Source organism: Brenneria tiliae, assembly GCF_023347575.1.
Lineage (GTDB): Bacteria > Pseudomonadota > Gammaproteobacteria > Enterobacterales > Enterobacteriaceae > Brenneria > Brenneria corticis.
Window position 1 is genome coordinate 81,198 of sequence record NZ_JAKPCB010000094.1, and the last position, 20,721, is coordinate 101,918.

Annotated in this window: 12 protein-coding genes; 2 read left to right on the forward strand and 10 right to left on the reverse strand. The window is 56.7% G+C overall.

The features are described 5' to 3' along the window. Nucleotides 1-53 precede the first annotated feature (53 nt). Nucleotides 54-2,909, reverse strand: coding sequence for a sulfide/dihydroorotate dehydrogenase-like FAD/NAD-binding protein (locus MFP24_RS08165; protein WP_249229914.1), 2,856 nt, complete (start codon nucleotides 2,907-2,909; stop codon nucleotides 54-56). Further along, a complete protein-coding gene (locus MFP24_RS08170) occupies nucleotides 2,906-7,819 on the reverse strand; it encodes a 2-oxoacid:acceptor oxidoreductase family protein (RefSeq protein WP_249229913.1) in 4,914 nt (1,637 codons plus the stop codon). The genes MFP24_RS08165 and MFP24_RS08170 overlap by 4 nt, the downstream gene beginning before the upstream one ends. A 1,176-nt stretch (nucleotides 7,820-8,995) precedes the next feature. Here MFP24_RS08170 and MFP24_RS08175 point away from each other — a divergent pair. Beyond that, nucleotides 8,996-10,336: an anaerobic C4-dicarboxylate transporter gene (locus MFP24_RS08175; RefSeq protein ID WP_249229912.1), complete on the forward strand. Its 1,341-nt coding sequence runs from the start codon at nucleotides 8,996-8,998 to the stop codon at nucleotides 10,334-10,336. Nucleotides 10,337-10,563: 227 nt separating this feature from the next. Here the strand turns inward: MFP24_RS08175 and cuyB are convergent, their stop codons facing one another. From cuyB to MFP24_RS08205, 6 genes are all read right to left on the reverse strand, one after another. After that, nucleotides 10,564-11,304, reverse strand: coding sequence for a cysteate racemase (cuyB, locus tag MFP24_RS08180; RefSeq protein ID WP_249229911.1), 741 nt, complete (start codon nucleotides 11,302-11,304; stop codon nucleotides 10,564-10,566). Then, nucleotides 11,304-12,314, reverse strand: coding sequence for a D-cysteate sulfo-lyase (gene cuyA, locus MFP24_RS08185; protein WP_249229910.1), 1,011 nt, complete (start codon nucleotides 12,312-12,314; stop codon nucleotides 11,304-11,306). Before cuyA ends, cuyB begins: the two co-directional genes overlap by 1 nt. Before the next feature lie 27 nt (nucleotides 12,315-12,341). Continuing rightward, complete coding sequence (locus MFP24_RS08190) at nucleotides 12,342-13,136, reverse strand: ABC transporter ATP-binding protein (protein ID WP_249229909.1); 795 nt, start codon at nucleotides 13,134-13,136, stop codon at nucleotides 12,342-12,344. Continuing rightward, nucleotides 13,136-13,906, reverse strand: coding sequence for an ABC transporter permease (locus MFP24_RS08195; RefSeq protein ID WP_136166913.1), 771 nt, complete (start codon nucleotides 13,904-13,906; stop codon nucleotides 13,136-13,138). Before MFP24_RS08195 ends, MFP24_RS08190 begins: the two co-directional genes overlap by 1 nt. A gap of 6 nt (nucleotides 13,907-13,912) precedes the next feature. Beyond that, on the reverse strand, nucleotides 13,913-14,899 hold the full coding sequence (locus MFP24_RS08200) for a taurine ABC transporter substrate-binding protein (protein ID WP_249229972.1): 987 nt from the start codon (nucleotides 14,897-14,899) through the stop codon (nucleotides 13,913-13,915). A 96-nt stretch (nucleotides 14,900-14,995) separates the two neighbouring features. After that, entirely contained in the window at nucleotides 14,996-16,015 is a 1,020-nt protein-coding gene (locus MFP24_RS08205) for a malate/lactate/ureidoglycolate dehydrogenase (protein ID WP_249229908.1), read from the reverse strand. Between the two features lie 401 nt (nucleotides 16,016-16,416). Between MFP24_RS08205 and MFP24_RS08210 the strand changes: the two genes are divergently transcribed. Further along, nucleotides 16,417-17,526 (forward strand): iron-containing alcohol dehydrogenase family protein, encoded by a 1,110-nt coding sequence (locus tag MFP24_RS08210; protein WP_249229907.1) that lies wholly within the window; start codon nucleotides 16,417-16,419, stop codon nucleotides 17,524-17,526. Between the two features lie 146 nt (nucleotides 17,527-17,672). Here the strand turns inward: MFP24_RS08210 and gltP are convergent, their stop codons facing one another. Continuing rightward, a complete protein-coding gene (gene gltP / locus MFP24_RS08215) occupies nucleotides 17,673-18,995 on the reverse strand; it encodes a glutamate/aspartate:proton symporter GltP (RefSeq protein WP_249229906.1) in 1,323 nt (440 codons plus the stop codon). Nucleotides 18,996-19,504: 509 nt separating this feature from the next. After that, complete coding sequence (gene cbl, locus MFP24_RS08220; RefSeq protein ID WP_249229905.1) at nucleotides 19,505-20,458, reverse strand: HTH-type transcriptional regulator Cbl; 954 nt, start codon at nucleotides 20,456-20,458, stop codon at nucleotides 19,505-19,507. Nucleotides 20,459-20,721 lie beyond the last annotated feature (263 nt).

Here is a 20,721-nt window from a genome sequence, read left to right on the forward strand (position 1 = left end):
AGGTGATAGTAAGGGGGATCGGTTAAGTGTAGTCGAATGCTGCATTACGCCAACTACGCGAAGCCGTGCTGCCGTTTGCTGACCTGTTCCTGCGCTTTGAACTGATTGAATCGCGGAAGGAATTTATCCCAATCGATAATATGACCGTCGATTTCCGGGCCATCGATACAGGCATGTTTGCGCACCAGCCCGCCGTCGATATTCACCGGCACCATACAGGCGCCGCACATGCCGGTGGCATCCACCATGATTGAGTTCAGGCTGGCAACGGTTTTCACGCCGTACGGGCGCGTCAAATCGCAGACCGCGCGCATCATCAGCGGCGGGCCGATAGTGACGACCTCGGTTATTTCCCTCCCACCTCCTCGCCGGTTCTCTTTCAGCAGGTCTTCCAGCGGGCCGGTGACGAACCCCTTGCGACCGAAACCGCCGTCGTTACTGGTATAAATAACATCCAGCAACCCCGGGTAGTCGGCCTGTAGTTTGCCGATGCGCTCGTTGTCCCGGATCCAGAACAGCAGATCGGCATTGCGGAAGCCGGCAATGAGGGTGACATGATTACCGCAGCGTAAATGCTCCCGCATGATGGGATAAGCCGGCGGCAGGCCGACGCCGCCGGCGGTGAACACCACGGTTTTATCACAAGGATAGCGGTGCAGAACGCTGGGCTGGCCCAGCGGGCCGGCAATTCCGGCGAAGGCATCCCCCACCTGCATCCGGTTGATGGCCATACTGCTGCTTCCCATTCCTTGCACCACCAGGCAGATGGTGCCGTTTTCCTCGTCCCAATCGGCAAGGGTCAGCGGAATCAACTCGCCGCGGGTCCACGGCAGCACGCGGACAAATTGCCCGGCGCGGGCGGCTTTGGCAATCAGCGGCGCCCGGACAATAAGCTCGACGATGCCGCCCGCCAGCTCACTCTTCGCCAGAATGGTTTTCGGTGTGGCGCCCAGGGTCGAATAGCGCCCGGCCAGGCTTACCATGGACCGGATTTCGTCAGGGGACAGGTTCATGTCGCTGACGATTTCGAGGGCTGCCGCCCGGCCGTCTCCGGCGGCGTTAATGGCGGTGGAGCCGCCGCGCGACGCGTCGCCCCCTGAGTAAACGCCGCTGATGGAGGTTTGCTGTGAGTCCTGTTCCACCTGGATAGTGCCCCATTTCGTGGTATGGAGATGCGGCTCCGCGTCTTTGATAATAGGATTGGGCGCATTGCCGAGGGCCATAATCACCAGATCCACCGCCATCGACTCTTTAACGCCGGTGGCCGACGGGCTGCGACGGCCGGACGCATCGGGATCCCCCAGCGCCATCACATCGAGTATGGCCTGCTTGACGAAATGGGTCTGGTCGTCACCGATAAACTCGCAGGGCGCGCGCAGTACCTTAAGGGCGATACCCTCCTCTTGCGCATGCAGCAGCTCTTCCACCCGCGCCGGCATTTCACTCTGGGTGCGACGATAGACGATGGCGACCTCGCCCCCCAGGCGCAGGGCGGTACGGGCGGCATCCATGGCGGTATTGCCGCCGCCGATGACGATCACCCGTTTGCCGCTGATTTCCGGCAGCGGCGTTTCATAATCATCACTGGCTCCCTGCATCAGGTTGACGCGGGTCAGAAACTCGTTGGCCGACATCACGTTAAGCAGATGCTCGCCGGGCACGTTCATAAAGCGCGGCAACCCGGCGCCGGTGCCGACGAAGATTTTCCAGAAGCCGGCGTTTTTCAGATCTTCAAGCGTAGCGGTCTTGCCCACCACAAAATTGGTGACGAACTTCCCGCCGAGCAGGGTTATTTTATCCACCACGTCATTAATCAGCTCATTGGGTAGCCTGAATTCCGGGATACCGTAGCGCAACACCCCGCCCAAGGCGTGGAAGGCTTCGAACACCGTGACCGGAAAGCCCTCCGCCGCCTGCAGGTAGGCGTTGATAAGTCCGGCCGGTCCGGAACCCACCACCGCGATGGGCGGCTTTACCGCCTGTACCCAGGGATCGGGACGGCGGTTGAAACGCTCGTCGGCCCCGCCGGTAGTCATCTTTTCCCGTTGGGGCAAATACCATTCCAGTTGGCCGATTTCAATGGGCCGCTTTTGATGGGCGCAGACGCCCTGGCATTGCAACTCCTGCGGACAAACCCGCCCCGTGACGTTGGGAAGGGGGTTGCAGCTTTCTATCAGTTCCATCGCCTCGCGAAAACGGCCGGTGCCCAGCAGTTCGAGCATTTGCGGAATGTGAATCTTGACCGGGCACCCTCCTTTGGGCCGGGCGTCGCCGGGGGTCAAAAGACCGACTTCACAAGGTTTTTCTTCGCACTGCTTGTCCCGCAGGGCTTCCAGCCAGACCAGCAGTTCCACCTCGCGGGCGCTGTAACCCACGTTCATATAACCGAGATACCCCTGGTTCACCAGTTCGAAATCCCGCGCACGCCGTTCGGGCTCACGGATATAGGGCGGAATGGCGTTTTCCGCCGGCCAGTTTTCCGATAACCCCTTGAACAGCGGATAACGATCCGACAGATGCCGGTCAAGGGCGCGGATGAATTTACGCTTGAGCTTCAGCGGAACATCCCAGACAAACCGCATCAGCAGTTTGCTGGCGTCATCGTCACGCAGCAGCAGTTCCCACAGCGTTTGAATAAATGCGGCGCCAAGTTCCTCCTGCCGGAATTCCCAGGCCACGGCCTGGGTCCCGTCGGCGATGAAAATGTCGCGAAAGACCCACGGCTCGTTTTGCAGCCGGCGGCTCAGCAGCGCCAACTGCTGATGGTAGGTTTCCACCGGCTCCGTCTGCTCCAGGGCCGCCAGCTGCGAGCGCGTATTTTCCAGCGTACTGCCGGCGCTGAGATAGCGACGCAGCTCGTCTTCAGAGGAAGCGCCCTGTGGCGAAGAAATCACGTTTTCGGTGCTCATTGTATAATCTCCGCATCACAATTGGCCGCCACCCGTTGAATACGACGTTGCAGATCCGGCGTGATCTTGATGCGCTCCAGCACGCCGGGAATCATATGGGCGATTTCCCGGCTCTCGCCGTCGATAACGATCCGGGTTCTTTCGAAAATCTCCGGCACATCCTGATAGCAAGTTTTGCAATTGGTGCACTTCGCCTGCTCTTCCGGGGAGAGCGTTACCAACGCCTCGCCATTAGTCTCGGGGAATAGCGCGGGAGACGGCGTATCGTCCGCCACCTGGAGCGGGATCGCGCCGGCGTTCACCGGCGGCGCCTTGCTCGATGCCGCCAGCCGGGACATGGCGCGGGCAATATCGTCCATGGAGACTTCCCGCTGCCGCACCGCTGCCTGATACCGCTCCATCAGGGCATTGATGGCGGCATCATGTTCCGCCGCCATTTTCCCTTCATGCAGACCGGCGAGATGTTGCAGCATCCGCCAGTATTTACGCCGCTCTTCCACCAGTTCAATCAGGGTCGGGGAGACGCCGAGCTTGATAAGATGTCGATTGGCGTCGACGGCATAGATAAAGGGAATGCGCTCCGCCCGTTCGCCGGGCGGCAGATCGATAAAGGCGTCCACCGCCGCCGTGCGCGCGTCGTCCAAGGTATCGATGGCGTGGAATTGCTTCCTGAAACGGTTTTCCTTCTGGGCGAATACCGCCGGCGTCAACGGCATGGTCAGCAGTTGCAGGCCGCCGTTTTCGTCGAGATATTCAAGAGTGGTGGTCGTCCAGTCCTTATCCGCATCCGGATTGCCCTCAAGGGAGAACCACTCGTGCAGTGAAGCGCCGCGGCGCGTATCGTGCACAAACACCGGGTTCATCCGGCTTTCCACCGCCAGACGGCCGTGCCGAGCGGCGGCGGCATCGGTAATGCCGTGTTCGCTCTGACAGGGAGTGTAGATATCCAGCACCGCCGGCCCCTCGGTATAGCGGAGGCATTCCAGCGTATTTTTGAGGAAATGCCCCGGCAGCGCGGTGGTGGTGGAACAGACGAACACATTGGGATGGAAAGAGGCGATCAGCCCCAGCTCTTTACGCGCTTCGCGTTTACCGCCCTGCTCCTTGCCGATACGGGCCAGGTCGGCATCCTGGCCGATAAAGCTCGAGGTGGAAGCCTGGCCGCCGGTATTGGAATAGACCCCGGTATTCAGCACCACGACCTTGAGCGGCGTACTGCTGGTCAAAATGCGCGATAGTGCGCCGAAGCCGATATCGTAGGTCGCGCCGTCTCCGCCGATGGTCATTACCGTCGGCAGCAAGGCAAGCTCGTCGGCGGTGAAGTCGGCCCATGACAGGTAGCGAAGCGCCGGATCGTGCAGCTCCGGACGGTATTGATCCGCCAGTTCCAGCCGCGCCAGGCGCAGCGCGCGGACATCGGTCACCAGCTGCGCGGCGAGCCCCTCGAACATCCCCTTGGCCAGGGGCTGGGCGTCCTGGAACAGACTGTTGACCCAAGGATCGTTATAACAGTTATAGGGGAAGGTAGAGGCGTAAACGCTGCTGCATCCGGTGGAGTTGGCGATGACGGCCCCGGCCGGGCCCTGGCCGCCGGGCCCGCCTTCGTAGAGATACAGCCTTTTTTCCAGCGTACCGATAAGATCGTCGAGACGCTCGCGCCGGGCAACGTCCGTGTCGGGCAATGAATCCCGTTTCTCATTCAGCCGGGAGATGAGGGTTTCCAGTTCTACCCGGTGGTCCCGCCGGTGCTGGTGAGTGATGGCGTGATTGGCGGATACCACCAGGCGGATGGCCGTCACTTCGCCGCAGCCGCGGCAACCGCCGTGCCCGCCGGTGGTGGCGTAATAGTTCTCGGGATTAAGCAACAGCCGCTTGATGTCGCCGTCGGGTTTGAGCGCATCGGCATAGAACCGCGCCGGGGTTTTCGGCAGCGACGTCATAAACCCGAAACGGGCCTGCAGGGTCTGCTGCAACGGCGCATCCTGCTCCCGGGCCGCCAGCGCGCCGGGGCCGCAGACGCTGACGCACTCGAGACAACCGGTACATTTCCACGGGTCAATGGCGGCGGCATACAGTCCGCCGCTGCCGGTACCGGCTTTCTCCGCCGCATCGAAGAACGGCCGGGTCCGCGCGACGGGATATACCGCCAGCATCTCGGCCAGCCTGGCAAAATCATTGCGCAAGCCCGCTTCGTCGATGACCAACCCCGCCGCCGCCTCGGCGACGATGTCATGGAAGGGCCGCGACCTTTTGTTCCGACGGTACGTTTCACGCACCGCATCCACCAGCGGGTAGAGATGCGTACGCACGGCCTCGAGTCGGTTTTCATCCAGATCGAGCCGGCCAATGCCCGCCAGCAGCAGTTCGTGGATATCATGTACCCTATTCGGAATCGCCGCATCCGGGCACACCAGCGCGCACTCCATGCAGCCGGTGCATAGATCGGCGTGGAACTCGGGAACGGAGCGGCGGAACAGCCCTTTATCCTTCGCGCTCGCGGTGCCGGCGGGCATAAACAGTCCGGCGCCGGGCAACACCGGCGCTTCGCTGATGGTGCCTTCGCGGAAGGGGCGTGCAACGGTTTCTTCATAATATTCATGGTCGAACAGACCGTTCAGAACCGACGTGTCCCCACGTTGCCCCCGCCCAGGGGACAACGATAGGCCGTACGGGCTCGCCGACGACCGCTGGCCGTCGACATCCGCAAACTCCGCCGAGGCGTAATCGACGCGTCTGGTGGCTTCTATGCCGTCGTGGATCACCGCCATATTGCCTTCCACCACGGCGCCGCCCTTGGCGCCGAATTTTTTAGCGATCTGCTGGCGAATTTTCGCCAGGATCGCGGGGGCGGGCGAACCCGCCGAGACCCGCTCTACGTGCCCCACAACCGCGCCGATAAAGGCGATGCCCATCATGCGGGTTTCCAGCTCCGGCGTCGGCGCATGTTTTTTGGCGACGACGAATGCATCGATAATCAGGAAGTGGATGCCCTTTTCCCGGATTGTGTTGCGGGCCGATAGCGGCAACTCCCGCCAGACCTCCGCGGGGGACAGATTGGATTGCATGATAAAGGTGCCGCCGGCCGTCAGGCCGCGCAGGGGATTGGCATGGCTAAACACCTTATGATCCGGTGAAATAACGATTTCCACATCTTCCAGATCGGCATTGGTGATCTTCACCGGCTCCGGGCTGAGCGTAATATAATAATTCGTGGGTGCGCCGCTCTTCTCGGAACCGTATTTCGGCGCCGATTTCGAGTGCATATCCAGCGCGCCCGCCAGGATATCGGTTAATAGCTTGCCGGTGGCAATGGTGCCGTAACCGCCCACCGAGTGGAAACGGATGCGGAACGCGCCCTCCGGCAGCAAATTCGGGTTCGGCCCGGTCTCCAGCGCCATCCGTTCGGTTTCGGGATAAGCCTCTTTCAGGCGCCGCTGTAGTTTCTCTAAATAGGGTGACGGCGTCGGGGAGAAGAATTGCGAACCCAAATAGATCAGCGGCGCCCCCTGGCCGTCCGCCATATTCTTGAATGCGGCGATCAGATGCCGCGGCTGCAGGTCGTGCCCGCCGAGGCCGAAAATGGCGGTGGTCAGTTTCGGCATGGCGTGTATGGCGGGAATATCCGCATGGCGCAATTGATCGGCATTTTCGCGGGCCTTGAACAGGGCGCTGGTCACCCGGGCCGTCAGTTCCGTCTGGTCGGAGCGTTCCAGCACCGTCACGGCCTGCTTGCCTTGCAGCGCATCCACCAGTTCGGCTTCCGGGAAAGGCTGCAGCAGTTTAACGGCCGCCAGGCCCACTTTATGGCCCGAGCGACGCAGATACGCGACGACGGCCTCGATATCATCGGTAACGGACCCCAAGGCGACGATAACGTTTTCGGCGTCTTCGCACATAAAGGTCTGGACCGGCTGGTAATGGCGTCCGGTCAATTCGCCATATTCCTCCATCGCCTGGCGCACCAGCGCCGGCACGTCGCTGACGAAATGCGTGCGATGATCCACCGCCCCGGCCTGGAAATCGGGCTGGTTTTGCACCCCGCCGGTCAGTCCCGGATTATTGACGTCGATTAACGCCGGCACCAATTGCCGGGTCCCCTTCTCAAAGGCGTTCAGCCATTGCCTCCGCCAGGGAGCGTGCAATTCAGCCGGCAACCAGTCCAGGGTCGGGGCGATCAGGGCGCCCCGCCGGTCTTGTTCAATCCGTTCGGCATGATGTTCCAGGTAGTCTTGCAGTTTGGCGCGCCGATCGGCGGCAATGTCGGTCTGATGACGGGACAGATACTGATTGAGCTGGAATACGCGCCCTTTGGCGCCGTAGATCATATCCTGCGCCGCGGTGGGCGCTTTGATGCGCCCCGCCGGATCCCCCAGATACTCCGCCAGCAGCGCCGGCTCAGGCATCAGCGCTTCACACAGCATATGGCTGGTGGAAAACCCGTCCATGGCGTTGGCGACGGGAATCAGCGACAGCGACGAGACCCGGTAGGCAATGGCCGCCAGATCGGCCGCCTCCTGCGGGTTGGCCCCGAAAAGAATGGTATAACCCGATGAGAGCAACGCGTAGATATCGTCATGGCCGGCCATCACATTCAACGAATGTTTTGACACCACCCGCGCCGCCACCTGCAGCACAAAGCCGCCCACCTTTTTGCCCACCGTGACGTAATGGGATTCCAGCGCATAAAGAATACCCTGGCCCGACGAGGCGTTTGAAATGAACTGACCGCCGGTCAACGCCGCCCCAAGCGCGCCGCTCTGCGCCGAGTGCTCCCCCTCCGGGCTAAAGAAAAACGGATGCTTGCCCCAGACGTTGACGCCCCCCTCTGCACGGGCGGCTTCGAAAATCTCTGCAATTTCCGTCGATGGGGTAATCGGGTAACCGATTACCCCGCCACAAACGTGATTCATAACATAAGCAACAGCGCCATTGCCATGGATCACACTGGGAACGCCTGGATATTTCACTTTATTCGTTTTCATAATGGCTTGTCTGTAGGATGGGGAATATATTAAGCCGTGCTAACATAAGTACGGCGGCGTCTTTATATAAAATCAACGTCTTGGTTCCGTATTTCCTCAAATGCCGGTTTCTCTGTTCAGACAATTACAGCAATATCAATAAACCGAATTACATTATCTAAAGCAAAACCGCCATGGCTAAAGTAAAACCTTTCTCTACGTTTCATTGATGGCTTTCAGGCTATCTACCGACAACATCGACAGGGGGTGCGCAAACCCAGTGTCCCCTGTCCCCGCGCCGCAAAAACCATTCTATTTGTATGGTTATGTACAGAGAATGTAGCCGCTTTTTGTCAAAAAAAAGCCGCCTTATATCACGCAGTGCGGGTTTTTTACTAAGAAAGAAGGGAACCAGACTTTGGTATGGACAGCCCGTGGCTACTTCGGGCAGCGATCGTGGATTTATGCAACACCGCCGCGTGATATTTTAAAATCTATTAGCTATATAGAGTTATTATTTTAATAACTTATAAAGCTATATGATTTCAGACGAAATTTTTTCAAAAGGAAAATAAAAACCAGGCGTCCCGCGCAGCATTAGATAAAAAGAATCGTTATAAATTGGTTATTATCGTTAATTGGAATATTGATACCGCGGAGAAATTGACATTCACTCGCAACGCGTATTTTCTTAAAAAAATAATTTTTTATTCATTAAAATCAATAAAATAAACAAAATCAATCACCAAAACACAACGTTCCCCACATAATAAACGCATGTTTTATCAAAAAACAAAACCGAGTTAATCACAAATTAAAACCAAACAACAACAAAAATAGAACAATGGGATGATGAACATATGATTTTTTAAATATTAATTAACCCATGAATCATCTGTCGATATTTAATTTACATTAAAAAACTAATTTTATACTTAAGAAACTAAAAAAATCACAGGGAATTTATTATTGAGAGCTAGTTCCTTTATTTCAAGCAAAATAAAGAAACATTTGAAATAATAGACTTAGATCAAGAAAATGAATAACAAACAGTATCTATAGTACCCACGACGAAAGTAAGCCAACCGAATTAATTAACTCGTCATTCTGAGCAATGGGGTATATATGGATTTTATCATTCAGTTAATCATTGTCCTGATCTGCCTTTTCTACGGTGCAAGAAAAGGTGGGATCGCGCTGGGGCTGTTAGGCGGCATAGGGCTCGTTATTCTGGTATTTGTATTCAAGCTTCAACCTGGCAGACCGCCGGTTGACGTTATGCTGGTTATCATCGCGGTAGTGGCGGCATCGGCGACGCTTCAGGCATCAGGCGGTCTGGATGTGATGTTACAGATTGCAGAACGTCTGCTGCGCCGTAATCCCAAATATGTTTCGATTATTGCGCCGTTCGTTACCTGTACTCTGACCATTCTGTGCGGTACCGGCCACGTGGTTTATACCATCCTGCCGATTATTTACGATGTCGCCATCAAAAATAATATCCGTCCGGAAAGGCCCATGGCCGCCAGTTCCATCGGCGCGCAGATGGGGGTTATCGCCAGTCCGGTATCGGTGGCCGTTGTGTCGCTGGTGGCGATGCTGGCTAACTTTACCTTCCACGGCAAACACCTGGAGTTCCTCGACCTGCTGTCGATTACCATTCCGTCTACCCTGCTGGGTATCCTGGCCATTGGTATCTTTAGCTGGTTCCGGGGTAAAGATCTGGATAAGGATCAGGAGTTTCAGAAATTTATCTCTGTCCCGGAAAACAAGGAATATGTCTACGGGGATACCGCGACGCTGCTGGACAAAAAACTGCCGCGCAGCAACTGGGTTGCCATGTGGATCTTTTTGACCGCCATTGCCGCCGTCGCCATTCTGGGCGCGGTATCGGAACTGCGTCCGCATTTCGGTGGAAAACCCTTATCCATGGTGCTGGTTATCCAGATGTTTATGCTGCTGGCTGGCGCAACCATCATTATCGCCACCAAAACCAACGCGGCTTCCATCTCCAAGAACGAGGTGTTCCGTTCGGGGATGATCGCCATCGTCGCCGTTTATGGGGTTGCCTGGATGGCGGAAACCATGTTCGGCGCGCATCTGGAAGAGATTAAATCCACCCTGGGCACGCTGGTATCACAATACCCGTGGGCCTATGCGATTGTTCTGCTGCTGGTATCGAAATTCGTTAACTCACAGGCCGCCGCATTAGCCGCGATTGTGCCGATTGCGCTGGCCATTGGCATCAACCCGGCTTATATCGTCGCTTCCGCGCCGGCTTGCTACGGTTACTACATTCTGCCGACCTACCCAAGCGACCTGGCCGCCATTCAGTTCGACCGCTCAGGTACAACAAAAATCGGTCGTTTTGTTATTAACCACAGCTTCATCCTGCCAGGTTTAATCGGGGTGTTTACATCCTGCGTATTTGGCTGGGTGTTTGCCGGTTTGTATGGCTTCCTCTAACGATTGAGTTAATCACCGATAAAAAGACCGTCTGGTTTCCCGGACGGTCTTTTTTTATGGCTCCCGGCGTTTTTTTATGGCGGGCTATCCATGCCCGCCACCTTTCAGGCCGTCGCAAGCAACGTTGAAAAACGCTCCCGGCGTTTTTTTATGGCGGGCTATCCATGCCCGCCACCTTTCAGGCCGTCGCAAGCGACGTTGAAAAACGCTCCCGGCGTTTTTTTAAACTACTCTGCAACAGAACCTCGCCATTCCCGCACGCAGGCCCGAGCCAGCGCACGGGTCGGGTCGAGGCTGATATCCAGCCAACGGGAATTTATCGCCGCTAATGCCGGCGGCACTTCGGTACAGGCCAGAACCAGCCACTCCGCGCCGCGATCGATCAGTCTTTGGGCAAGCTGTTCAAGTAAATATCCGCCCTTTTGCAACTCTCCGCGTTTTACCGCATAACAGCCCGGCACAAAAAGCGTCGCCAATTCCTGTTCATCCGGCTCCAGCGTTTCCGCCCCCAGAGCGGCAAAGCGCTGCTGATACCACCCGGCATCAAGGGTGCCCCTGGTGGCAATCAATCCTATTTTCTGCAGTACCTTGGCCTGGTTTTTCACCAGGTATTCCACGGAAGCGAGCGTCGCATCGGCAATGTGGATCAACGGCGCCTCGCTTTTCTGCGCCAAGGCATCAAACCAGTGGTGCGCGGTATTACAGGGGATCACGATATGACTGACGGAAAGGCGATTAAGCTGGCCGACCGCGGCCAGCAGCGCGGGCAGCGGCGACTCGCCCGTTCCGGCCAGCGCCTGCTGCCGATCGGGGATCTGCGGTACGTTCCAGGCCACCACCGGCACGTGATCCTGATCGCGGGAAACGGGGGTTTCCTCGATGATCTTTTGCAGCAGATCGACGGTCGCCAGCGGCCCCATGCCGCCCAGCACCCCGATTAGGGTATGCCGTTGCGCTTGAGTGGTCATTACAACGCCGCTTGCTCAAAGAGCTGGCGATAGCCGAACAGCCCGGCGGAGCCCCCGGTATGGATAAAGACCACGTTCTCATCGCGCGCAAAATGTCCTTTGCGAATCAGATCGATCAGCCCCGCCATCCCTTTTCCGGAATAGACCGGATCAAGCAGAATGCCCTCCAGCTGGGCCAGCAGGGTCAGCGCTTCCAGCGTGCCCTGATTTGGAATGCCGTATCCTTTCCCCACATAGTCGCTATTCACCTGTACCGCATGGCGAGGAATTTCACCATCAATCCCTAGCAGTTGCCAGGTTCGCTGCGCCAACGCATACACATTCTCTTCCTGTTTCTCGCGCGGCGCTCTTACGCTGATCCCCAGCAGGGGGATCTGGCTGTTGGTAGCGGTTAATCCCGCCACCAGGCCGGCCTGCGTTCCCGTACTGCCGGTGGCATGAACGATATGGTCGATACGCAGACGCTGCTGGCTGGACTGAAACAGCAGCTCCTCCGCCGCGGCCACATAACCCAGCGCGCCGATAGCATTGGAGCCCCCGCCGGGGATCACGTACGGCTTGGCCCCCTGCTGGCGCAGGGTGTCCGCCAGCGCTTCCATCGCCTGCTGCATATCCGTTCCCGCCGGCAGATGATCGATAATTTCGCCCCCCAGCAGGTTATCCAGCAGAATATTGCCGGAGCGCTGATAGTCGTCGCCGTAGTCGGTAACACGTTTTTCCAGCAGCACTTTGGTTTTCAGCCCCAGCTTTGCCGCCGCGGCGATGGTTTGCCGTACATGGTTGGACTGCGTGGCGCCCTGGGTGATAATCACGTCCGCCCCTTGCTGCAGGGCGTCGGCCAGCAGAAACTCCAGCTTGCGGGTTTTATTGCCGCCGGTCGCCAGCCCGGTGGCGTCATCGCGTTTGATATAGATATTCGGTCCGCCCAAATGTTTGGACAGGGCCGGCAGAGCCTCCAGCGGCGTGGGGAAATGCCCCAGCGTCAGCCGGGGGAAACGGGCAAGGTGCATGATATTCTCCTCAAAATAGATCTCTGGTTACAGATTAATATGGCGTCGCGCTTCTTCGCGCACCCGGTGCAAAACGTGGCGCTTAAGCTCGGCGTATTGCGGATGCTGCGCCAGGGTTTCAATATTTCGCTCACGGCCGAACGGCAGATGAATCTCCTCGGCGATACGTCCGGGACGAGCCGACATCACCAGCACCCGATCGGCCAGAAACAGCGCTTCTTCAACGTCATGGGTTACAAACAGCAGCGTCGTGCCGGTTTTCTGCCAGGCGGACAGTAAAAGCTCTTGCATCATCAGCCGGGTTTGCGCGTCCAATGCGCCGAATGGCTCATCCATCAGCAGGATCTCGGGCTGAGGCAGCCACGCCCGGGCCAATGCCACCCGCTGTTTCATGCCGCCGGAAAGCTGCCACGGATAGTGCTGATGAAAATCATCCAGCCCCACCAGCGACAGGTAGTCCGCCGCTTCGCGCCGGATCTGTTTTTTATCGGCGCCCTGCATACGCGGGCCAAAGGTGACGTTGTCCAGCACCGTCAGCCAGGGAAATAGATTGGCCTGCTGAAAAACCATCCCGCGCGACGGCCCCGGCCCGGCGACGGGCTGTCCCGCGCAGAGCACTTTCCCGCTGCCGGGCTTTTCGAAACCGGCGATCAAATTCAAAATGGTCGATTTGCCGCACCCGGAAGGCCCGAGCAGCACCACGAACTCTCCGCGGCTCACCCGCAGCGAGACGTCATCCAGTACGGTCAACGTCCCGCTCTGGGAGGGAAAGGTGAGGCTGACGCGCTCTATGGCGATATGCGTCTGTTGTTGGTCGGTCATTACTCTTTCCCCGCCCACGGCACCAGAATGCGCTGAAGTCCCACCAGCAGCAAATCCAGCAAATAGCCGATGCCGCCCAGCAGTAAAATTCCCAGCATGACAATATCCGTGCGTAAATAGGAACTGGCGTTCATCACCATCCAGCCAATACCCGAGGTCGCCGCCACCATTTCGGCGGCAATCAGCGACGTCCAGCCGATACCGATCGCCAGCCTGACGGTGGTGAATAATTCAGGCAGCGTATCGGGCAATACCACGCGGCAAAAAATCTGCCCGCGGCTTGCCCCCAGCGTCTGCGCCACCCGGATACGGTTACGGCCGATACGCTCCACGGCGGCATTGGCGCCGACCACCACGCTGAGAAAGGTGGCGATGAAAATCAGGAAGAACTTGGACTCCTCGCCGATCCCCAGCCACACCACCGCCAGCGGGATCAGCGCAATCTTCGGCAGCGGACGCAAAAACTGCACAAAAGGATTAAACACCGCGGCGACCGGGGCGGACAGCCCCATCAGCAGCCCCAGGGGAACGCCGGTGATAATCGCCACGCTGAACGCGCTCAGCGCCCGGGCGACGCTGACCAGAATATGCTGCCACAGCGGCACCTGGCGGTAGCCATCGTGCATTAGCTCCGTCGCGGTTAACCCGATATCCGACAGCGGCGGTAACAGCAGCGGATCGACCCACTGCCTGACCCCGGCGATCTGCCATAAAACCAGCACCAGCGCGACTGACGTGATGCTTATTAATGCATAGGACCACTTTCCCATGATCCGTTAATTTCCTTTCCCTGCCTGCTGTAAATAGGATGAGTTGATGGCATCGGAATAGGAGGAAGGAATATCACGCTGGCGAACTTCGCCGATACTTTCCAGGAAGCGCGCCGTTTTGGCGACCGCCAGCCCGATCCCGCTTTGGTCGGTATTGGTGCCGTCGCCCAGCCATTGTGCCGTCGCCTGCTCTTCGAGCGTAGGATATTCCAGACCTGACAAGGTATTGGTGGCCGTGGTGACCGGGGCGCCGACTTCTTTCGCCACCGTCGCCGCGGCTTTCTCCGGATCCTGGCGGAATTCATTCACTTTTTGCTGATGCACGCGGAGGAAACGGGCTACGGTTTGCGGATACTGCTGGGCAAACGCCTTTCTGACCACATAGTTGTTGTAGATCAGGTAGCCGTCTTTTTGCAGATCCTTGGTGGCGAATACGCCGTGTCCGCCGGAAGCTTCCAACTCCTGGGCAAAGGGCGCCCAGACATAGCCGGCGTCGATATCGCCGCGTTTCCACGCCGCCACCATTTCAGCCGGACGTAACGGTATCAGGTTTATTTTGCTGCGATCGAGCTTGTGAACGGCTATCGCCGCTTCCAGCGCATACTGGGCGGTCGAATTGGGCGGATACGCCACGCGTTTGCCTTCGATATCCTTCAGCGAATTAATGCCCTGTTTGCCAATCAGCCGCTCATAGGTGGCGATCACCCCGGAAACGCCGATAATCTCGATAGGCAATTTGCGCACGATACCGGCGGCGGCCGGGCTGGAGCCAAAGTTGGCGATATCGATGGCGTTGCTGGCGAAATAGTTAAGCGCATCGGCGCCAGAGGCGAATTGCACCCACTTGACCGGCGTGCCGAGCGCTTTTTCCAGCGAACCGTCCGCTTTCGCCAACACCAATACCTGTGAGCCGCCGCTGTAGGCCACCCGCACTTCTTCCGGCTTATTTTCCGCCGCCCATGCCGAGGTGGCGATAAATAACAGACCGCTCATTCCTACCGCGCCGAATAGATTTTTGCTCACGTTTAGTTCCCTATTGGATTAAAATAACAAAATAAATTAAATAAGCTTTAAATAAAAACCACCGTTTTATGCAACCTGCGTATTTAAATCGGCAAGCTGCTTCCAACTGGTATCATCAACGTAAATACCCTCTTCGAGACGCTGACGATATTTTTGTTTTTCCGGATCGCCCGGCAATAATAACTCCCCGTCGTCACGCGACTGGCGAACCCAGGCCAATAAAGCAGGAATTTCCTGGCGGTAAGTTTCCGCGCCGCCTAAGCGTTGCGGATCGATCAGAATAGACAGCATACTATTGATAATCTGCTTTTTTTCTCCCTTTGCCGTGCGTTCGGTTCGGCCGCCGGTCAAGGCCGCTCCCAGCAGCGAGCAAATAAGCGACAGCCCCGCCCCTTTATGCTGACCGAACGGCAGCAGCGCTCCCAGCGGCTGCTCCATCAGCCAGCGCGGATCGACCGTCGGGTTCCCCTGATTGTCCACAATGCACCCCGGCGGCAGCTGTTTCCCTTCATTCCAGGCGATACGCGCTTTATTACCGGCAATCACGCTGGTGGCGAAATCGAGAATCACCGGCTCGTCGCCTTCGACCGGTACCCCCACGCAGAAAGGATTGGTGCCGAAACGGGGCAGTTCCCCCTGCCACGGCAGTACCACCGTGGAATGAACATTGGCGAAATGCAGGGAAACCAGGCCGGCGCTCGCCGCCTGTTCAGCCCAGGCGCCGATGCGCCCCAGGTGGTGCGCGTCCGCCAGACTGACCACGGCGACGCCCTGATCCAGCGCACGGGTGATCCCTTCATCTATCGCCTGCCGCGCCACCACCTGCCCGAACCCCTGCCGGCCGTCAAAAGAGATCAACGGCCCGAAATCCAGCGTTTTTACAGCATTGGCGTGGGGTGACAGCCCCCCTTCCCTGATGGCAGCGATATAGCGCGGCAGCATGCTGACGCCGTGCGAATCATGCCCCTTAAGGCTCGACTCCACCAGATTATCCGCCACAATCTGCGCCACGCCGCCATCCACCGCGACATTCACTAATTGGGTGCGCAGATAATCTCGTAAATAATGATGACTAAATACCGGCATAATCAACTCTGAATACTGAATTAAATAATGTAGGCAACACTATAACGCCGGCGTTTTTATCCCTAAATGAGAAATAAAACTATCTATAGCCAATATTGTTCTAATGAAATAAGTGTCCGATATTTAATTGATATTTAATAAACAACGGGGCATTTATTCTAAGTTATGCCAAAAAGGACTTTATAAATAAACAGGATTTTCCCTTTAAAGCCGGTCGAACAGAAATATTAAAAAACGTCGTACTCTCCTTAATTGCCGCGGTTCAACATAAGACAATATCGCCCTCAGCCGGTTATGCAAAATTCATCCATGCATAACCAGAATCATTCTTTTGCCGCTTTCCGCATCGCTGCTACAACTGAGTTATTTCCTTTTCCGCGGACATATCGGAGGTCACGGACATGATCGCAATACAAGCGCCTGGAACCTATCTGAATCGTGACGGCGTCATCGGCGCCGTCGGTGAGTTTGTTAAACCGCTGGCCGAAACCCTGTTGATTATTACCAGCCCGCAGTCATGGCGGGCGACGTCAGAAAAAGTCGAGCACAGCCTGAATCAGCAGGGCTTGAAGTATCGGATTGAATTTCTGCCGGGCGACTGCACCAAGCCGGCGATCGAAGCACTGACCGTTCAGGCGCGAGAGCTTGGGGCCGAATTGATTCTGGGAATCGGCGGCGGGCGGGTATTGGATTCGGCCAAAGCCGTCGGTGAAGTCCTGGGGCAGGTACCGGTCATTACCGTCCCGACCATTGCGGCGACCTGCGCCGCCTGGTCGCCCATCAGCGTGATTTACAGCGAGACGGGAGCGCATCAGGGGCCGCTGGCGCTTAAGCGGCTGCCCGTATGGGTACTGGTCGACGGCGAAGTGATTGCGCAAAGTCCGCCGCGCTACCTTAAGGCCGGCATCGTCGACGCGCTGGCAAAGTGGTATGAATTCCAGCCCTATCTGCGCAATGGCGACGAGGGGCTGGCTCTGGCGCTGAAAGCGCAGGCCGCCAGACTGGCGGTGGATACGTTTAATAGCCACGGCGAACAGGCCGTTGCCGACAATCAGCAAAAGCAGATTACGCCGGCCTTACGCAAAGTGATTGACGCCGCGATCGCGCTGGCGGGCGTGGCTAACAGCATGAAAGACGATGTACCGCGTATCGGCGTCGCTCACGCCATTCATAACAGCATGACGCGCTTGCCGGAATTACATCACTGGCTGCACGGCGAAAAAGTGGGATTCGGTCTGGCGGTCCAGGCCTTTCTCGAACATGACGATGCCCATGACAGAGAAGAGCTGTTATTACAGCTTCGCCGCTACGGCAGTCCGCTGACGCTGGATTTGCTCGGCCTCGGCGATCGGCCTTCGCAGGTTGATGAGATTGTCAAAAACGTGAAGATCGGCTCCCATATCGCCGCGCGACTGCCCTTTTCCGTCGAGCCGGAAAGCATTGGAAAGGCGTTGTGGAGTACGCAACAGCTAACGGCATTGGCCGTGGTTAATGATAATCGCGCCGCCTGATGTGGTTGACGACCCCCTCCCGGCCTCCCCCTTGTCAGGGGGAGGAGCAAAAATTCGCTCCCCCTTTGCCAGGTGAGGCGCAAAACTCCCTCCCCTGCGAAGGGGAGGGTTGGGGTGGGGTCAATAATGGCAACGCGGTGGAATAATTACCCCTGCTCCTGCTGCACGGGTTCGCTATTTCCGCTGTGCAGTTCGCGTTCGTAGGCCCGCGCTTTTTTCTCGTCAAACTGGCGTTCCCATTTGGCGATCACCAGCACGGCCAGGGCATTGCCCACCACGTTCAGCGCGGTACGCGCCATATCCAGAATACGGTCCACGCCGGCGATAAACGCCAGACCTTCCAGCGGGATCCCCACGCTGCCGAGCGTTGCCAGCAGAACCACAAAAGAGACGCCGGGAACGCCTGCAATCCCTTTAGAGGTCAGCATCAGGGTCAGCACCAGCACAATTTCCTGCCCGATAGAGAGATCGATGCCATACAGCTGCGCGATAAAGATCGCCGCGATGCTTTGGTACAGCGTCGAACCATCCAGATTAAATGAATAGCCGGTCGGCACCACAAAACTGGTGATCGATTTCGGCGCGCCGTACGCTTCCATCTTCTCGATAATACGCGGCAGCACGGTTTCCGAACTGGCGGTGGAGTAAGAGAGGATCAGTTCGTCTTTCAGAATGCGAATCAATGTGGTGATGCGCAATTTACACAGGCGGGCAATCCCCCCCAGCACGATCAGGGCAAAAAACAGTATGGCGCCGTAAACCAGCACCACCAGCTTTGCCAACGGCAGCAGCGAGGCAAAACCGAAGTTCGCCACCGTGACCGAAATCAGGGCGAATACGCCGACCGGCGCATAGCGCATGATCATATGCGTCACTTTGAACATGGTTTCCGAGACGCCGCGAAACACGTTCAGCAGAGGATCGCGATGCTCTTTCGACAGCGATGACAGCCCCAGGCCGAACAGCACCGAGAAGAAAATAATCGGCAGCATGTCGCCATTGGCCACCGCGGCAAAAATATTCGGCGGGATCAGCGACAGAACGGTGCTTACCAGGCTATGGGAGCCGCTTTGCACCTGTTCGGTGGTTTTTTCATATTGCGAGATATCCGCGGAGGTCAGGATCGACATATCGATGCCCGTCCCCGGTTGAAACACGTTCGCCAGGGTAATACCCAAAATAATGGCTAATGTGGTGACCACCTCAAAATAGATAATGGTCTTCAGACCGATGCGGCCCAGCTTTTTGGCGTCGCCGACCCCGGCAATCCCCACGATCAAGGTGGCGATAACGATGGGTACGACGATCATCTTAATCAGGCGGATAAAGATATCGCCGGCCGGGCTGAGAATATTACCGATCAGCCATTGGGGGCTGTCCGCCTGTTCGTGCAATACGGCGCCGAGCGCGATACCAAGCACCAGCGCAATAAGAATTTGCCAGGCCAGACTGATTTTCTGTGTTTTCATAGCGATTTTCCGTTTCAAAACTCCCCGCCAGGAACGAATGGCGATAGCGCAAATTCCGGTTCAACGTGAACCGTAAAATAAGCGTGGAGACAGCGAGTATCAGGCATGTTTGGATGGGGCAGTTACCGACGTTTATTGTCGTATCGGTACACAGAATGAATCACATATTTATGCAATAAAAACCCACAACTCTTTGTATCTAAAAACAAAACACCAAACATATGTTATTGTTATGCGTGGGGATGCTACTATCCCGCCACGGCGAGATCAAGTGGATTGTTAATCGCGAAAACCATAACTATGCTAACGGAATGCATTAGCCCGGCTGCTTGAACGAGGCGGGAAACAGGTAAAACGGCGGTGGGAAAAAGCGGGCAGCCAGAAATTTTCTGGCTGATAAATCAGGTGCTCATGCGACAGGCAGCAAGGTTCGCTACGGCGCAAAACCAGCCAATCCCCCAGGCGCTGACTGAACCGGGGCGATTGGATTAAGCGCCGCTTGCCGCGGGTCAGATTTGATAGTCGATCACGGTCTCGTCGTTCTCGGCAAAGACCTTGTCTTTAATCTCGGCCAGAGACAGCTCGGTGTTACACAGCTGGATAAACTTCCAGGCATAGTTACGCTGTAACTGATTCTTTTTTAACCCCAGCCACACGGTATTGGCTTCAAACAGATGTTCGGCGTTCAGGCGCACCAGCCCTTTGTCGCGAACCGGGTCGTAGGCCTTGTCAGCCAGAATGCCAACCCCCAGCCCCAGTTCCACATAGGTTTTGATGACGTCGGAGTCCTGTGCGCTCAGCGTAATATCCGGCGCCATGCCCGCCGCCTGAAAGGCGCGGTCGACGCGGGAACGCCCGGTAATCCCCTGACGATAGGTAATCAGCGGCGCCGCGTTAAGCATATCCAGCGTCACAACCGGCTCGCGCGCCAGCGGGTGATCTTCCGGCACCACGATTGAATGGTGCCAGCGGTAATAGGGAAAAGCCGCCAGAGAAGCATCGTTAATCAGGCGTTCACTGGCAATGCCGATATCCGCTTCCCCTGAATGCAGCATCGTCACGATCTCTTCAGGCGTGCCCTGATTAAGCACCAGACGCACCTGGGGATAAAGCGCGCGGAACGCTTTTATCACCTGAGGCAAACTGTAGCGCGCCTGGGTATGGGTGGTGGCGATGACCAACTGACCGGTATCATTGTTGGTAAATACATTGGCCAACCGGCGAATATTGCTGGCGTCGTTCAGGATCCTTTCCGCCACAATCAGCAGTTCTTTGCCTGGTTCGGTCATGCCCAGCAGGCGTTTACCCCGGCGGACAAATATTTCAATCCCCAGCTCCTCTTCCAGCTCGCGGATATGACGACTCACCCCGGATTGCGAGGTAAACAGGGTATTCGCCACTTCGGTCAGGTTGTAATTGCACCGTGCTGATTCACGAATAATCTTCAGTTGCTGAAAATTCACCCTTTACTCCATCACTGTTGCGACATCAGAATGTAACATTGATACGAAGAAATAATGCCCGGGACAAATAAGGAAATCGATTTGATTATATTTTTTTATACTAAGAAAAGTTAGCCGCTGCCTTTCAGTCGAAAATAAAGGCAGAAAACAACAATAAATTCTTTATATTCAATAAATTAAAAATACCTTACCATAATCGAACACATCAGCGCCCATTGCGTGATAAATCTTTTAGATATTAGTTATAATCTTCAAGTCTAATA